17 protein-coding genes and 1 pseudogene are annotated in these 14,206 nt (G+C 69.8%); 10 read left to right on the top strand and 8 right to left on the bottom strand.

Features of this window, described 5'->3' with window-relative positions; translation table 11 throughout:
* Positions 1–58: 58 nt before the first annotated feature.
* Positions 59–1,063 (bottom strand): MerR family transcriptional regulator, encoded by a 1,005-nt coding sequence (locus AC07FT_RS28645; protein WP_479178800.1) that lies wholly within the window; start codon positions 1,061–1,063, stop codon positions 59–61.
* A gap of 7 nt (positions 1,064–1,070) precedes the next feature.
* Positions 1,071–1,778, bottom strand: a complete 708-nt coding sequence (locus tag AC07FT_RS28640) for a HEAT repeat domain-containing protein (protein WP_479178798.1) — start codon at positions 1,776–1,778, stop codon at positions 1,071–1,073.
* Positions 1,779–2,236: 458 nt separating this feature from the next.
* Between AC07FT_RS28640 and AC07FT_RS28635 the strand changes: the two genes are divergently transcribed.
* Positions 2,237–2,695, top strand: a complete 459-nt coding sequence (locus AC07FT_RS28635; RefSeq protein WP_479178796.1) for an SMI1/KNR4 family protein — start codon at positions 2,237–2,239, stop codon at positions 2,693–2,695.
* A 122-nt stretch (positions 2,696–2,817) separates the two neighbouring features.
* Here AC07FT_RS28635 and AC07FT_RS28630 read toward each other — a convergent pair.
* Positions 2,818–3,030: pseudogene (locus tag AC07FT_RS28630) on the bottom strand (SAM-dependent methyltransferase); the annotation flags it as partial.
* A 497-nt stretch (positions 3,031–3,527) separates the two neighbouring features.
* Between AC07FT_RS28630 and AC07FT_RS28625 the strand changes: the two are divergent.
* The 3 genes from AC07FT_RS28625 to AC07FT_RS28615 all read left to right on the top strand — a co-directional run bounded on the left by AC07FT_RS28625 (position 3,528) and on the right by AC07FT_RS28615 (position 5,666).
* Positions 3,528–3,725, top strand: coding sequence for a hypothetical protein (locus AC07FT_RS28625; protein ID WP_479178906.1), 198 nt, complete (start codon positions 3,528–3,530; stop codon positions 3,723–3,725).
* Positions 3,726–3,771: 46 nt separating this feature from the next.
* Entirely contained in the window at positions 3,772–4,779 is a 1,008-nt protein-coding gene (locus AC07FT_RS28620; protein WP_479178795.1) for an NAD(P)H-dependent flavin oxidoreductase, read from the top strand.
* Between the two features lie 428 nt (positions 4,780–5,207).
* Positions 5,208–5,666, top strand: coding sequence for a hypothetical protein (locus tag AC07FT_RS28615; protein ID WP_479178794.1), 459 nt, complete (start codon positions 5,208–5,210; stop codon positions 5,664–5,666).
* Between the two features lie 341 nt (positions 5,667–6,007).
* On the opposite strand, the gene AC07FT_RS28610 is transcribed toward AC07FT_RS28615, so the two are convergent.
* Together AC07FT_RS28610 and AC07FT_RS28605 are read right to left on the bottom strand one after the other, a co-directional pair.
* Entirely contained in the window at positions 6,008–7,048 is a 1,041-nt protein-coding gene (locus AC07FT_RS28610) for a vWA domain-containing protein (RefSeq protein ID WP_479178792.1), read from the bottom strand.
* Between the two features lie 262 nt (positions 7,049–7,310).
* Positions 7,311–7,712 carry a winged helix-turn-helix transcriptional regulator gene (locus AC07FT_RS28605; RefSeq protein WP_479178790.1) on the bottom strand — a complete coding sequence of 134 codons (402 nt, stop codon included), beginning with the start codon at positions 7,710–7,712 and terminating at the stop codon, positions 7,311–7,313.
* Between the two features lie 64 nt (positions 7,713–7,776).
* Here AC07FT_RS28605 and AC07FT_RS28600 point away from each other — a divergent pair, with 64 nt between their 5' ends.
* On the top strand, positions 7,777–8,493 hold the full coding sequence (locus AC07FT_RS28600; RefSeq protein WP_479178788.1) for an NADPH-dependent F420 reductase: 717 nt from the start codon (positions 7,777–7,779) through the stop codon (positions 8,491–8,493).
* A gap of 17 nt (positions 8,494–8,510) precedes the next feature.
* On the opposite strand, the gene AC07FT_RS28595 is transcribed toward AC07FT_RS28600, so the two are convergent.
* Positions 8,511–8,999 carry a DUF302 domain-containing protein gene (locus tag AC07FT_RS28595; protein ID WP_479178786.1) on the bottom strand — a complete coding sequence of 163 codons (489 nt, stop codon included), beginning with the start codon at positions 8,997–8,999 and terminating at the stop codon, positions 8,511–8,513.
* Here AC07FT_RS28595 and AC07FT_RS28590 point away from each other — a divergent pair.
* The 3 genes from AC07FT_RS28590 to AC07FT_RS28580 are packed head-to-tail and all read left to right on the top strand — an operon-like array spanning position 8,989 to position 11,491.
* Complete coding sequence (locus AC07FT_RS28590; RefSeq protein WP_479178785.1) at positions 8,989–10,353, top strand: rhodanese-like domain-containing protein; 1,365 nt, start codon at positions 8,989–8,991, stop codon at positions 10,351–10,353. The two genes, AC07FT_RS28595 and AC07FT_RS28590, sit on opposite strands and share 11 nt — an antisense overlap.
* A 35-nt stretch (positions 10,354–10,388) precedes the next feature.
* A complete protein-coding gene (locus tag AC07FT_RS28585) occupies positions 10,389–10,748 on the top strand; it encodes a rhodanese-like domain-containing protein (RefSeq protein WP_479178784.1) in 360 nt (119 codons plus the stop codon).
* Positions 10,745–11,491: a sulfite exporter TauE/SafE family protein gene (locus AC07FT_RS28580; RefSeq protein ID WP_479178783.1), complete on the top strand. Its 747-nt coding sequence runs from the start codon at positions 10,745–10,747 to the stop codon at positions 11,489–11,491. The genes AC07FT_RS28585 and AC07FT_RS28580 overlap by 4 nt, the downstream gene beginning before the upstream one ends.
* Before the next feature lie 6 nt (positions 11,492–11,497).
* On the opposite strand, the gene AC07FT_RS28575 is transcribed toward AC07FT_RS28580, so the two are convergent.
* Positions 11,498–11,776 carry a metal-sensitive transcriptional regulator gene (locus AC07FT_RS28575; protein ID WP_479178782.1) on the bottom strand — a complete coding sequence of 93 codons (279 nt, stop codon included), beginning with the start codon at positions 11,774–11,776 and terminating at the stop codon, positions 11,498–11,500.
* A 77-nt stretch (positions 11,777–11,853) separates the two neighbouring features.
* Between AC07FT_RS28575 and AC07FT_RS28570 the strand changes: the two genes are divergently transcribed.
* Positions 11,854–12,420: a rhodanese-like domain-containing protein gene (locus tag AC07FT_RS28570; protein ID WP_479178781.1), complete on the top strand. Its 567-nt coding sequence runs from the start codon at positions 11,854–11,856 to the stop codon at positions 12,418–12,420.
* Between the two features lie 311 nt (positions 12,421–12,731).
* Here AC07FT_RS28570 and AC07FT_RS28565 read toward each other — a convergent pair whose 3' ends face one another.
* Positions 12,732–13,187, bottom strand: coding sequence for a VOC family protein (locus AC07FT_RS28565; RefSeq protein ID WP_479178779.1), 456 nt, complete (start codon positions 13,185–13,187; stop codon positions 12,732–12,734).
* Positions 13,188–13,435: 248 nt separating this feature from the next.
* Between AC07FT_RS28565 and AC07FT_RS28560 the strand changes: the two genes are divergently transcribed.
* Positions 13,436–14,086, top strand: coding sequence for a DUF4232 domain-containing protein (locus AC07FT_RS28560; protein ID WP_479178777.1), 651 nt, complete (start codon positions 13,436–13,438; stop codon positions 14,084–14,086).
* The last annotated feature ends 120 nt before the right edge of the window (positions 14,087–14,206 follow it).

Here is a 14,206-nt window from a genome sequence, read left to right as displayed (position 1 = left end):
TCGCGTTGCCGGCCTCCGGCCACCCCGTCGGCAGAGGGGCTCCGGACCGCACGATCCGTCACCGTGTGCCGCGTAGCCGAAGAAGGTAGGTCGCGGTGAGCGCAACGGCACGGTCCTCGTCGTGCGACAGCTCCCTGAGGGCACGTGACGCCGTCGTCCCCGGGACGGCGGCCAGCGCCTGGGTCAGCCGTCCGCGAGCGGGCGCTCGGGTGGTGTCGTGGGCGAGGCGGTCGACGAGCTCGGTCGCGATCCGCTCCGCTCCCGCGGTGTCACCGGCCAGCACGCTCAGCGCATCGGCCGCATCGGTGTCGTTCCTCCCATCCACGATCATGTCGATGAGGATCGGGACCGTATCGGCCACTCCACGTGGCCCGAGCGCAAGAGCCGCGTACCCGCGGACCACGACGTCGGGGTGTGCGAGGGCGCGCCGCAGATGTGCGGTGGCCTCACCGCCGGGCAACTCGGCCAGGGACCGCACGGCACGTTCCCGCACCACGGCCACCGGTGAGGCAAGGCCCTCCGCCAGCAGTGCCGGACCGTCGTCGCCCGATCGCGCCAGCGCCCATCGAAGGGCTCCGGCAACGTTCGGTTCCGTCTCGTTCAGCACCGCCTGGACCAGGGCCTCCACCGGCACCGGAACCTCGTCGACCGACGAAAGGGCCGCGCGCTGGCGTGTGCCGGCACTCTTGGACTCCAGTGCCTGGAGCAGCGCAACGACCTGGAGGACGTCCTCCCAGCCTTCAGGGGCAGCGGCGTCGATCCGGCGCAGCCGCGTGAGCAGCTCGGTCTCGGCCGCGATGCGTTCGCGTGTCTGAGCGATGAGGTCGCCGACGAGCGCTGAGGGCGTGAAGCCGGGATCGTCCAGTGCGTGCCCGATCTCGCGCAGCGACAGCCCCAGGGACCGCAGGCTCTCGATATGGAAGATCCGCCGGATGTCCTCCCCGGAGTACTCCCGGTATCCGGAGCCCGTACGACCCGAGGGGCGCACCAGACCGAGCGACTCGTAATGCCGGAGCATGCGGGCACTGACCCCGGACCGTCGCGCCACCTCGCCGATCAACACGTCCCCATCATCCCTCCTGGCCGGTCCCGCCGAGGGCCACGAAGCGCTTCGCCTCCTCGATCGCGAACTCGAATCCGGTGTCCGGCTCGCGCAGCAGCCGTTTCGTGGCGAGCGCGTGTGTGCGTACGCGCGGGTCAGGATCCGCCGTCGCGGTACGCAGAGCCGGCACGATCACTTCCCCCAGCTCGACCAGGGCCCGGCTGAGACTCAACTGCGTCTCGCGCCCGCCGCGTCCGAGCTGCCTCGCCAGCGCCCCGGCCAGCGCGGACTCCTCACCTTCCGGCACCAGCACCACCGCGGTCCGCCACGCACTCCGCGCCACCTCGTCGTCGGCGTCGGACAACAGCGCCCACGAGATCGCCGGCCATGCCCGCCGGTCCCCGATCTTGGACAGTGTGTGCAGCGCCTGGCTCCGTGCCTGCGCACGCTCCGAGCAGACTTCGCGGATCAGCGCGGGGAGCGTCACGGACACCGGGTGGCGGGTGAGCGCCCAGGTCAGCATGTCGCGGACGAAGAACTCGGGCTCGACCGCGCATCGCTCGATCAGCTTGTCGACGAAGCCGGGATCCGGCGTCGTGCCGGCCGCCAGTGCGGCTCGCAGCCGCAGGGACGAACGGCTGTCCTCCAACCCCTGGAGCACTCGCGTCGCATCCGGGTCCTCTCGCGTGACCGTCACCGAGACCACCTCCTCGACGAGCAGTGAAAGCCTTGTCACCGTGTCAAGGTCAAACAAGGACCTCGCTGCGAGGGGTCACCCTCGGCAGATCAGCAGCCCACCCCCCACCGGTGACCAGGCGGAAGGTGGTGCCCCGAGGATGGGCGGCGGTCCGTCGTGGTCGAGGCGCACCGCCCGCCGGGTCAGTCGCGGATGCAGTCGGTCCCACCTGAGGGTTGGTTCCCATAGGGCGAGGTGACCTTGGTCGTCGTGGCCCGCTCAGTGCCCCCGGTGGCAGGGCCTCCGAAGGCGAAATTGCCACCGTGTCGGCAGGGCTCATCGGAGCATTCCGGTCGGCCTGACGCTTGCTCATCCCTGCGCCGGCAACTGAACTCTGCGCTGCTGATCCCTCGTGGATGTCTGTGGTTCATGCCATGATCCAGCCTCATGAGTGACGTTCAGTGTCGCCGACTTGGCTTGCCTCGTGGGCGAGCAGAGTCTCAGAAGCCCTGAAGGAGATGACAGACGAGTTCCAGCGGCGGCACGGATTTCCCCCGGGCGCGAATGATGTACGGCCAGCTGACCACGACGATCAGGTTGCGGCTCGCCTCCTTGCCCGAGTGAGACTCGTCCCTGCTGACCTGGTTACTTTCTACGAGAGCATCGCCGAGGTCACCTGGGCGGATGTCGGCAACGGCTACTTCATCGACCCGGCACGTGATGTCCTTCTGAGGCTCAAGGAGTACGGCGCTGTAGATGTCGAACCGGACCAGAGAGCCAGCGGCCTGGTCATCGGCTCCAATGGCGGCGGTCTGTCATATGTCGTTGTTCCTGGCGGGTTGGTCTACCGGACACGAACGGCATCATTGGACGAACCCGAACTCGACAGGGTGGCCGATGACATGCGGCAGTTTTGTGAGCTGCTGGAGCAACGCCTGACTCGGTTCGTCGCCCACGCCGAACCGGGGCTCCTGTAGGCACGGTTTCCGACGCCTCAGCATGACGACGGACTCTGGTCGCTCGCTAGGTTGCATGTGGTGCTGTGATCCCGCCGAGGCGTGGGATCACGGCCAGGCCGGAGCAGTGGGGTCGGTCCAGATCAGCCGGAGGTCTGGCGCAAGACCAGGCAGAGGAAGCCAAAGCTGTCCCGGTAGGAACGCAGCCATTCGGAGCGACGGGTAGTGGCTGTGGAGAGAACTTGGGAACTGTCTGGATCATCAGGATGGTCCAGGGCCCATGCGGCTATCGACCCACAGCATGCCCACTCGTAGTCGTCGAGCTCAGGGCGGGTGCGGACGGGGCCATGGACGGGAGCGCGTACCGCCCGGCACGCACGGCAGTCGTCAGGCACCCGCCACTCCGGATCTGTCACGGGCTGGGTCTGCTGCACAGTTGTCACGGCCCGGCTCCCGTGGAGGTGCCAGCTGGCGGCAGAGCCGATGGCGACGAGCCAATAGAGGGTGCCGTAGCTGTCCTGGATAACGGCGCCGGTGTCGGTGCCCAGCATGCCCAGCGCGCGTTCCCCCGCGGGCGACGCGACGCGGACGGCGTCCCACCACTTCCCTACGGGTAACGGCTCGACGGGCCCGGCCTCGTCCATCCCACCACCTTTCCTCTTCCGACTCACCCCCGGGGTGCCTCGTGATCGAAGGCACACATGCGGCCCCGCGTCTTCGGATCCAAGGCCCCACGGCCCGTCAACCCGCCGTTTCAACCGTCGTACCAGCACACCGCGACATGAGCTGGGGAGCCGGGGCTCGTTGAACTGGTACGCGACGTCTGCGGCCGACGACATGACGGACACCGAAAATCGGACGGGTCATCAAGGCCCGGGAGGAGAAAGCCCCCGGCAGAGGAGCCATTCTGGAAGCCTCCGGAGGCATCACTCCCGGACTGCTGCGGCCGGTGGCCGAGACCGGAGCGAACAAGATCTCCGCAGGAGCCCTGACCCACAGCGCCCCAGTACTCGACCTGAGCATGCAGCTGTCCAGGACGACACCCACTTGACCGCTTGGTCACCGACGCCCCGCACCGAACGATGAGGAGCCCACGCATGCCCGCACACTCACACCGTTCCTCGCTTACCACCCCCTTGTGCCGCCGACTCGGGATCGACGTACCCCTCGTCCAGGCACCGATCGGTTCCGCGGTATCCCCTGAACTGGTCGCCGCCGTCTCCAACGCCGGCGGCCTCGGCATGCTTGCGCTCACGTGGACTCCCGTCGAGGAAATCGCCCCGACCATCGAACGGGTCCGCGAGCTGACCGACCGCCCCTTCGGCGTCAACCTGGTGCTCGACTTCCCCATCGCCGACAGGCTGGAAGTCTGCTTGGAGCGCCGGGCACCGGTCATCTCCACCTTCTGGGGCGACCCGGCCACCTGCACCGACCGTATTCATGCTGCGGGCGCCGTCCATCTGCACGCCGTCGGATCCGCGGACGAGGCGCGTCACGCCGCCGACGCGGGAGCCGATGCCGTGGTGGCGCAGGGGTGGGAGGCCGGCGGGCATGTGCGTGGCCTCACGGCAACGCTCCCACTGGTGCCGGCAGTGGTCGATACCGTGTACCCGCTCCCTGTGATTGCCGCAGGCGGGATCGCCGACGGTCGGGGCCTGGCGGCGGTTCTGACGCTTGGAGCTCAGGCCGCGTGGATGGGTACACGGTTCCTCGCCGCCACGGAGGCCCGTACCCACGACACCTACCACCGCCGTATCGTCGACGCCGTTACCGAAGAGGCGTACTACACCGGATGCTTCGACGGCGGCTGGCCGAACGCCCCACACCGGTCCCTGCGTAACAGCACACTGAACTCCTGGGAAGCAGCCGACTCGCCGCTCTCAACCCGGTCGGGTGAGGGGGACATCGTCGCCTCGGACGCCGAAGGCGCCCAGTATCTGCGCTACCAGGACGCGGTACCGTTGGTTGGCATGACCGGCGATGTGGACTCGATGGCTCTGTACGCGGGGCAGTCCGCCGGGCTCATCCACGAGGTGCTGCCGGCATCAACGATCGTCGCCCGGACAGTGGCCGAGGCGAAGCGTTCCATGATGAGAGAGTTCTGAGCCACGGCCGGGGAGGGCTACGACGGTGGCCGGGGCCGGCCCCGACGCCCGAGGTCTCATCCTCAAGTACGCCGCCATCGGCAGCAGTTCGCAGTGCCCGTCGGCGCCGGCACGGTGGCCGATCACATCGCATCAGTCTTCGGGAAACCGCAGACGCTGGCGGCGCTGGAATCCCAGAAGGAGTGAGCCCCCTGCCTCTGCAGCGGGGCGGGCCCAGCAGAGCCCGCCCCCGCCGCGGATACCGCGTAGTAGTTTTGTTGACGAGTTCTGGCAGCAGATGTTCACCGCTTCGGGAGGCGCACCATCCGAGCCGTGGTCGATGTTCAGGAGAACGGGAGGCACCTCGTGTACCCATCCGCCGGACGGCCAGGGCGAGGGACGGCGGGGAGTGTGACGAGCTGTCAGGCCCGCAGGGCAGACTGTCGCTCATGACAGAAGCCGGGCTCGACGCCGCCGCCCGCTCCCTGCGGGCCTGGCTCAATCGACAGCAGTTCAGTGACCTGTCCACCTCCGAGGTGACCGCCTTCTTCACCGACTCGGTGGCCGACTGGGCGACCGACCAGGGATACGAAGTCCAGCGGGAGGTAGAGCTGCCCACCGCCACTCGGCAGAACCGGACCGGGCGCCTCGACCTGCAACTGCGGCACCGTTCGGGTAAGGGACGGCTGATCAGCATCGAGGTGGATCGGGGTACGAAGGAGTGGTCCCTCGAGAAGCTCGTCCAGGCCGCCGAGCTTGGCCACCTGGCGCTGTGGCTTCGGTGGAGCCGCACCCCCGTCACTCTGCCGATCCCGCCCACGGTCCGGCTCATCCGGGCTCAGGTGCTCAGGCGCACCACGCTCACGCAGGCGAAGGTCCACTCGCTCCGGCCGGACAACTGCGGGTAGCCGGCTGGTTCGCACCCGGCAGCGCCATAGGTGTTGAGGCGGACCGGCCCGCGGGCTTCTACCGGGCCCGCGTCAGGGTCACGGGGACCCTCCAGCAAGCCTCGGTGCTGTCGGAACTCGTGAACATTCCGGCCGGCCCGCGACCGCTTGCCGCCTCCCGAACCGGTGTCGAAGTGCTGCCCGTTCTTGTGAACAGAGCCACGCGTGGCGGTGCCCGTCCACGACCGGGCTGGGCAGGCCTGTGCTGGGGGGATTGGTAGGTAGCCCCACGCCCGCCCTCGTGGCGGGTGCCGGGGAGACACCCCCCGAGGTCCGGGAGGCTTCCGCAGCGTCAGAGAGCGTCAGAGCATGAGCAGCAGCCGTGTGTTCGGTATGAGCTTGCGGTTCACGCTGGTGCTCTGCACGAAGATCGTGAAGTCGTCGTTGTGGTCGGGCTTGACGCGGACTTCGACATCCGGCAGGCCGAGCAGAGCTCGGGCTTCGGGCCCCGTGTACACCCGGTCCGTCTTCTTCTCCAGCACTGCGATCTGCTTGCGTGCCTGGACCTTCTCCGACTTGCTCAGCTGGTAGTACGCGCCGCCGGTGCGGTAGGTGTGTCCGGATTCGACGACCCAGTCCCGGATCGCCGCGTCACGCGTCACCGGGATCAGCTGGTACGTCGACGGGTTCACCGGGGCGAGGCCGGCTGCCTTGATGGTGTCCTGGTTGACCGCTTCCGCGCCGGTGGAGAACACGGCCCGCGAGCCCCGGATGCCCTTGGTGCGGCCCACCATGAACTTCTCGGTGGCCTGCTGGATGACGTGCCCGGCTTCTTCCAGACCTTGTGTGCTCGTCGCGTCCCAGATGGCGATGTTGTCCTTCGGGAAGCCGCACTGCATGGCCTCGCGCTTGCCCATCTGGTCCGGAACGAGAACGGCCAGGGTCCAGTTGTCCTCCTGTGCGTTGAACATCCCGGCCACGGACTCGACCAGTTCCCGCGGATCCCTGGACGGAGCGTCGGGGCAGCGATGGCTTGCGTTCTCCTGCCCGTCGGTGAGGACGAAGGTCAGGAAGCTGTGGTCACCGTACAGTTGCGCTGTCTGCGCCAGCTCCCGCTGTGACTTCAGCGCGGCCGCCAGCAGAGCTGTCATTCCACCGGCCCGGTACAGCTGCTTGAGCGAGGGCATCCGGAGGACGTCCTTGTCGTAGATGACGCACTCCACCTTGTCCGCGAAGACGTACACCGTGACACGGGTTTCCTGGTCCAGTTCCCTGGACCGGCGGGCGAGGTAGGCGATCTGCTGGTCGGCCACGTCTACGACCTTGCGGCTCAGGTGCGACATCGACGAACTGGCATCCAGCACAAGAGCAACGTGGTTGATGTAGTTCTGGTTTCCGGACATGACAGCTTCCCCCTCAATCTCCGAACGTGATGCTCCTACCGTCTCATCCACCACTGACAATCGATCTTGACTTCCGGAGCGGACGGACCGGGGGAGAACCCGTCCGACTGAGCCCCCTCGGCGCGGATGTGTATCAGCCTCCCCGCTCCGCCCAGTGCGCGAGAGCCACAGACCACCAGGCCGCGGAGACCTGGTGGTCCGGCGTTCGCAAGCGCGCGAAGACTCCGCCTTGGTCATCATGGCCTTCCGGCACACGGACGGATCAGGCGCGGTGGAAACGGTCCTGGGCCGCCAACACCGCGTCTGCGTGGTCCGCGGCCCATGCGCCCAGGGCACGGATCGGGGTGAGCAGGGCCGTGCCGGCCTGGGTGAGTGTGTAGTCGACGCGGGGCGGGGCCTCGGCGTAACGGCGGCGTTCCACCAGGCCGTTGTACTCCAGTCGCCGCAATGCCTCGTTGAGGACTTTGGGGCTGATCCCGCCGATCCGGGTCAGCAGTGCGCGTGGCCGCATCGGGCCCCGTTCGCCGAGGACGTAGACCACCACGCTGTCCCAGCGGTTGGCCAGCACTTCGAAGGCGATCCGTGCCTGGCAGTCCGCCGCGAAGGGATCCCCGCCCAGATCGCGCGTCTCATGGGGCTCTCTGTGCTCTGCGGGCGCTGTCATGGGGACATCCTGCCGTGCTGATGCGCACCGAGCGGTGTGTATCGGGCTACCTAGTGTCCCCGGCATGACATTCCACGACACGAATGACCTCAACGAAGCGAGCGGGGTCAGGACGATGCGTATCGGCATCCTCGGTACGGGAGCCATGGCCAGAGCGCTGGGCGGGGCCTGGGTACGGGCCGGGCACGAGGTCATGGTCGGTGGCCGGGACACCGCGGCCGCGGCCAAGGCGGCGGACGCTGCCGGAGCCGCCGGCCACGGCAGTCTGGCCGACGCGGCGCGCTACGGCGAGGCAGTACTGGTCGCCGTACCCGCGGACATCGCGCCGTCCCTGGCAGCGGAACTGGCTCCGGCCCTGTCCGGGCGGACCGTGCTGGACTGCACGGTGCCGATGGCTCTTGGCGCCGACGGCCCCGCCCTGACCACGGCAGGCGGCACGGATTCCATCGCCGTACGCCTGGCGGCAGCCGCACCGGACGCCCACGTCGCCAAGGTCTTCGGGATCCCGCACGAGAGCATCTGGACCCTGCCGCGACCGGGCTTCGAGGCCGTGCCGCTGAGCGTGCCCTTCTGCACCGATGCTCCGTCCGCCACCGCGCTGACGACAGAGTTGATCACCTCGATGGGCTGCACCCCGCTGCCCTGCGGTGGACTGGACCGTGCCGCGCTGCTGGAGGCGGCCGCGGTGTTCGCCATCGGTGTGTGGTGGTCGGGCGCCGAGGCCCGTTACGCCTTCCCCGCCCCGGCGCTGGCTCCCGGCGCCGTCGATGACGAGCCCTGAGCGTCACCCGGCCACCATCACGAAGGTGCGGCGGTCTGGCGCGGCGAGCGGAGAGCGGTGGGGGCCGACGTACCGCTGGGCAGCCTGATCGCCGGGAGCGGTCCGATGAGGGTGTGTGAGGAAGGGCTCTCGTTGACGGGCAGGCCGCCTGAGTGAGCAGGGCCCGCACCCGCCTGGGTGCGGGCCCCGCTGTGCGTGTGTCCGGCGGCCCGCGGACGGAGTGGTCCGGTCCGGCTACGGGAGCGGTCACCATGCGCTCCACCCGCACCCGTCTGGACCGGGGTGTGGTCGTCATGTCGGACGACGACGTTGCAGGGCAGCAGTAGGCCGATGGCGCGTTCGGCTTGGGCGGCCGGTGCCTGGTGGACCGCGGTGCCGGCGGCGTCGACTGGGCGAGGGCGGCTGCTCCAGGGCGCCAAAAATACCCCCGGGGGTACCCATGCTAGGCTCGAGATATACCCCCGGGGGTAAATGCCAGTCGAAAGGAGCAACCGCGTGTTCTTCATTGACACCATCGAGACCGAGGGCCTGGGAAACCGCAGCTACCTGGCCGGTGGCGCCGCCGCCACGGTGGTGATCGACCCGCCCCGCGACATCGACCGGGTCCTCGCGGCGGCAGCCCTGCGCGGGGTGCGGATCGCGTACGTGGCCGAGACGCATGTGCACAACGACTACGTCACCGGCGGCCTGGACCTGGCCCGCCTGACCGGCGCCCGCTACCTGGTCCCGGCCGCCGCTGCGGTCTCCTGCGCCCGCACTCCGGTCGCGGACGGCGACATGGTGGACGTGGACGGCCACCTGACGCTGCGCGCGATCGCCACCCCCGGCCACACCCCGCACCACACCTCCTACGTACTGGAGGAGAACGGCCGTGGCGTGGCGGTCTTCACCGGCGGCTCCCTGCTCATCGGCTCGGTGGGCCGCCCGGACCTGGTGGAGCCGTGGCTGACCGAGCAGCTGGCGCGTGCTCAGCACGCTTCCGCCCACCGGCTCGCCGACGAACTCGACGACGAGGTACCGGTGTTGCCCACCCACGGGTTCGGCAGCTTCTGCTCGTCCTCGCAGGCCGAGGGGGACGCCACCACGATCGGCAAGGAGCGCGCGAGCAATGACGCGTTCAAGCTGGACGTGGACACCTTCGTGGCCCGCACACTGGCCGGGCTGGACGATGTGCCCGCCTACTACGCGCACATGGGTCCGGCCAACGCCGCCGGGCCCGCACCCGTGAACCTCACCCCGCCCGAGCCGGCCGACGCCGGGCAGATCGCCAGGCGGCTGGCCGAGGGCGAGTGGGTGGTGGACCTGCGCAGCCGGGTCGCCTTCGCCGACGGTCATGTGGCCGGTTCGTTCAACTTCGAGGGCGAGGGCAAGCTCGCCACCTACCTGGCCTGGCTGATCCCCTGGGGCAAGCCCGTCACCCTCCTCGCCGAGACCCCCGCACAGATCACCGCCGCCCAGCGGGAGCTGGTCCGGGTCGGCCTCGACCGCCCCGCCGCTGCCGCCACCGGCGGCCCGGCCGACTGGGTGGAACCGGGCCAGGCCCTCGCCTCCTTTCCCCGTGCCGACTTCGCCGCTCTGGCCGCCGCCCGCGAACGGGGCGAGCAACTGGTCGTGCTGGACGTGCGCCGTGATTCCGAGCATGCCAAGGGCCATATCGCGGGCGCGGTGCACATCCCGGTCCACGAACTGCGCGGCCGCCTCGGCGAGGTCCCGGACGGCACCGTGTGGGTGCACTGCGCCGGCGGCATGCGCGCGGCCATCGCCGCATCCCTCCTGGACGCGAGCGGACGCCGGGTCGTCGCCGTCGACGACGGCTTCGACGCCGCCGCCGACGCGGGCCTGACCGTCACCCGCCCCTGACCCCCGCCTCCTCACGCAGACCGCGAAGGTATGTGATGTTCCTCTTCCGCCGCAGTCGAACGCGACTCACCCCGCAGCAGGCCCACGCCCGCACCGCCGACGGGACGGCCGTCCTGCTGGACGTCCGAGAACCCCTGGAGTGGCGGGCGGGGCACGCACCCGGTGCGCTGCACCTGCCCCTGGCGCGCCTGCTGGCCGGAGCCGCCCTGCCCGAGACCGCGCAGGGCCGGCCCCTGGTGGCGGTCTGCCGTTCCGGACACCGTTCGCAGCAGGCCGCCAAGCTCTTGGACGCACGCGGCATCGACGCCGTGGACGTCACCGGCGGCATGAACGCCTGGACGGCCGCGGGGCTTCCGGTCGTCGGCGAGGACGGACAGGGCGGCCGAATAGCGTGAGCGTCGCCCTGATCCTGGCCCTGACCGCCGGGGCCGTCGTCGGCCTGGCGTTGGGCGCCCTCGGCGGAGGCGGCAGCGTCCTGGCCGTCCCCGCCTTGATCTACCTGCTCGGCTTCACCCCCGCGGCAGCCACCACCGCGAGCCTGCTCATCGTCACCGCCACCTCGGCCACCGCGCTGTACGCGCACGCCCGCGCCGGCCATGTGCGCTGGCGGGCCGGAACGGCGTTCGGCGCTGCGGGGATCCTGCCCGCCGCACTGGCCGCGGCCGCCCGCCTGCCCCAGGCAGTCCTCACCGCGGCCTTCGCCACCGTCGCCGCCCTGGCCGCGACCCGCATGCTGCGACCCGCCGCCCAGGCCGAGACCACCGGCCGGCGCGCGCATGCGGGGAAAGCGGCGGGCACCGGCGCCGGGCTGGGCGCCCTGACCGGCCTGCTGGGCGTGGGCGGCGGCTTCCTCGCCGTCCCCGCCCTGGTCACCGTCCTCGCCTTCGAGATGCAGGTGGCCGTCGGCACCAGCCTGCTCGTCATCACGGTGAACTCCCTGGCCTCCCTGGCCACCCGCTCCGGCGCCGCCGTCACCCTCGACTGGGCGGTCGTCGGCCCGTTCACCGGAGCCGCGATCCTGGGCGCATGGGACGGCAAACGCCTCGCCGCCAAGGTCTCCGGCCGGCGCCTTCAGCGGGTGTTCGCGATCCTGCTGCTGGCCGTGGCCGCCTTCATGCTCGCCGACGCCCTGACATGACCCCCCTCACGCAAGGGAGAGGAACAGCTTCTCCAGCCGCGCCCGCATCTGCTCCCGGTCCGCGGGGGTCTGCCCGCCCTCGGCCAGGCAGTGCTGCAGACCGGTCGCGATGATCGCGAACCCTGCCCGGTCCAGCGCCCGGGAGACCGCCGCAAGCTGCGTGATCACGTCCTCACAGTCCCGGCCGTCCTCGATCATCTTGATGATCCCGGCGATCTGTCCTTGAGCCCGCCGCAGCCGATTGAGCACACTCTTCAGCTCATCGGCCGCCATCTCCAGCTCCACACTGCCTCCAGAATCGATACCCCCATGGGTATTCTAGCCCGCTCGACACCGCCACCGAGAAAAGGAACCTCCGCCCCGTGAACACCGCCACCGTCCTCCACCCGGCCCGGGCCGCCGAGGAACTCCATCACTACACCGTCATCGACGTCCGCACCCCCGGCGAATACGCCTCCGGCCGCCTCCCCGGCGCTCACAACATCCCCCTGGACCACCTCGAGACCGCCCTGCCCGCCCTCAAGAACGCCGCCGCCCACGGCCGGCTGCTGATGGTCTGCGCCTCCGGCAACCGCTCCACCACCGCCTGCGAACAACTCGCCGCCGCCGGCATACCCTCCGCCAACCTGGCCGGCGGCACCACCGCCTGGATCCAGCACGGCCACCCCGTCCACCGCGACGACACCACCAAGGCCGCCTGGCCCATGGAACGCCAGGTCCGTCTCGCCGCCGGATCCCTCGTCGTCACCGGCCTCGCCCTGGGCACCCGCTACCGCCCCGCCCGCTGGCTGTCCGGGGCCATCGGCAGCGGTCTGGTCTTCTCCGCGCTCACCGATACCTGCGGCATGGCCGCCCTGCTCGCCAAACTGCCCCACAACCAGCTCCGCACCACCGACCTCCACGCCACCCTCGACGCGCTCAGCCGGTAGCGCGGACCGCGGAAGCCATCGCCCGGAACAGACAAGCTCCGCCCGCGGGAGCGGGTCTCTGACCTGTTCCGGGGCCGGCAGCGGGAACGGCACCTGGGCCCGGATTCTCACCCGGCTCCAGGCCGAGGCAGGCGCCAAGGGCCTGAGCCACCATCCGGTGCTCGCCGACCGGGTCCGCAACCGGCTGGGGCGTGGCTCCAGCCGCGGGCGTCCGCCGAAGTTCGACAACGACGACCACAGGCAGCGGCATGCGGTCGAGTGCGGGATCAACCGCGAACCAGTGGCTGTGACCAGCACCGTCGCAACAGCTCTCAGACGACGTCGAATTCGTTGCCCTCGGGATCCTGCATAGCGGCTGCGAAGAACCCCATGTCCGGCTCATCCTTGATCCGCAGCACGGTGGCACCGGCTTTGACCAGCCGTTCCACCGTAGCCCTGACCCGCTGGGTACGGACGTCGAGTGGGACGTCACGGCCCCCGCCGACCTTCAGGTCGAAGTGCCACCGGTTCTTGGCGACCTTCGGCTCCGGAACCTGCTGGAACCACACCCTCGGCCCGCGTCCCGCGGGATCGACGATCGACTCCGGAATATCCCCGGCACCGGTCGGCAACTCCGCCTCGGGCACCCCCATCGCCGCCCAGTAAGCACGCCACGTGGGGTGTCCGCCCGGCGCAGGCTCAGGCACGTAGCCCAGGGCCTCGGCCCAGAAAGTCACCATCCTCTGCGGATCGGAGCAGTCGATCGTCAGCTGTACGGTCATCTCCATGCTCGGAGCATCTCAGGCAGGTCTGACAGACGATCCGTTCGCAACAGGCCCCAGGAGCCCGCCCCGAATAGGTAGTCAGGCGGAGACGTAGTGCCGTGTGACGCAGGGGCGAGCGTTGATGTGAAGAGGGACGCGCAGTGGTCTTGGCGGGGTGTTAGTGGGGCGGCAGTGTGGCGATAGTGGCCCGGACCAGAGTGGGTGTTGTTCCGAGGACAGACCGACACCGCTTTCCCTGGGGGGAATCCGATATGAGCTCCAGCACCACGATCCGCACCGCCCGTCGCCGCACCGTGCGCGTTGCCGCCGCGGCCTTAACCGCAGCTGCCGCGCTCTCTGTGACCGCCTGCAACAATGACGACGACACCGCCTCGAAGCCTAAGGCCGGGGCCAGCAGCGCCGGCTCCTCTGCCGGGGCGCAGGGCAGCGATGCCCAGCCGGACAGCGCCGACGAGTCGGGTTCCGGAGATGGTTCGGCGAAGGGCGGAGCGAAGGGCAAGTTCTGCCGTGCGGACGATCTGATGATGGAGGCTGTGGACAGCTCGCCCGACGAGAAGGTGGGTGACGTCACCGTTCAGATGACCAACAAGGGTGAGAAGACCTGCTCGGCTACGGGATTCGCGGGCGTCGACCTGAAGGACATCGATGGCACGTCCGCCCCGGTCCACCGCGGTGGTGAGCAGCCCCGTGTCACCGATCTGAAGCCCGGTGACACCGCCACCTTCAGCATCTCGTACGAGGTCGACTTCAGTGGCGACAGCCTGGCGTCCCCGACCCACATCATCGTGACGCCGCCGAACGAGACCCACAGCGTGTCCCTGAAGTGGCCCGCGGATGCGCTGAAGCTGGCCGGCCCGTACGACGACAAGATCAAGGTCCACCCCGTCGGCATCGCCAACTGAGCACCGCGAGAACGGCCCTGGGGGGGGGGGGGGGGGGGGGGGGGGGGGGGGAGGGGAGGGGGGGGGGGGGGGGGGGGGGGAGGGGGTGGGGGGGGGGGGGGTGGGGGGGGGCAGTTGGGG

This window comes from Streptomyces sp. NPDC045899 (genome assembly GCF_056431485.1).
Note: the sequence above shows the minus strand (reverse complement) of the source record. Positions and strands in the feature narration are given on the sequence as shown.

Bases quoted from the DNA above. Each gene is read 5' to 3' on its own strand.
- AC07FT_RS28560 (WP_479178777.1), top strand. From the start codon at position 13,436: ATGAGCTCCAGCACCACGATCCGCACCGCCCGTCGCCGCACCGTGCGC.
- AC07FT_RS28595 (WP_479178786.1), bottom strand. From the start codon at position 8,999: ATGAAGAACACGCGGTTGCTCCTTTCGACTGGCATTTACCCCCGGGGG.
- AC07FT_RS28620 (WP_479178795.1), top strand. From the start codon at position 3,772: ATGCCCGCACACTCACACCGTTCCTCGCTTACCACCCCCTTGTGCCGC.
- AC07FT_RS28600 (WP_479178788.1), top strand. From the start codon at position 7,777: ATGACATTCCACGACACGAATGACCTCAACGAAGCGAGCGGGGTCAGG.
- AC07FT_RS28635 (WP_479178796.1), top strand. From the start codon at position 2,237: ATGACAGACGAGTTCCAGCGGCGGCACGGATTTCCCCCGGGCGCGAAT.
- AC07FT_RS28610 (WP_479178792.1), bottom strand. From the start codon at position 7,048: ATGTCCGGAAACCAGAACTACATCAACCACGTTGCTCTTGTGCTGGAT.
- AC07FT_RS28565 (WP_479178779.1), bottom strand. From the start codon at position 13,187: ATGGAGATGACCGTACAGCTGACGATCGACTGCTCCGATCCGCAGAGG.
- AC07FT_RS28605 (WP_479178790.1), bottom strand. From the start codon at position 7,712: ATGACAGCGCCCGCAGAGCACAGAGAGCCCCATGAGACGCGCGATCTG.
- AC07FT_RS28585 (WP_479178784.1), top strand. From the start codon at position 10,389: ATGTTCCTCTTCCGCCGCAGTCGAACGCGACTCACCCCGCAGCAGGCC.
- AC07FT_RS28615 (WP_479178794.1), top strand. From the start codon at position 5,208: ATGACAGAAGCCGGGCTCGACGCCGCCGCCCGCTCCCTGCGGGCCTGG.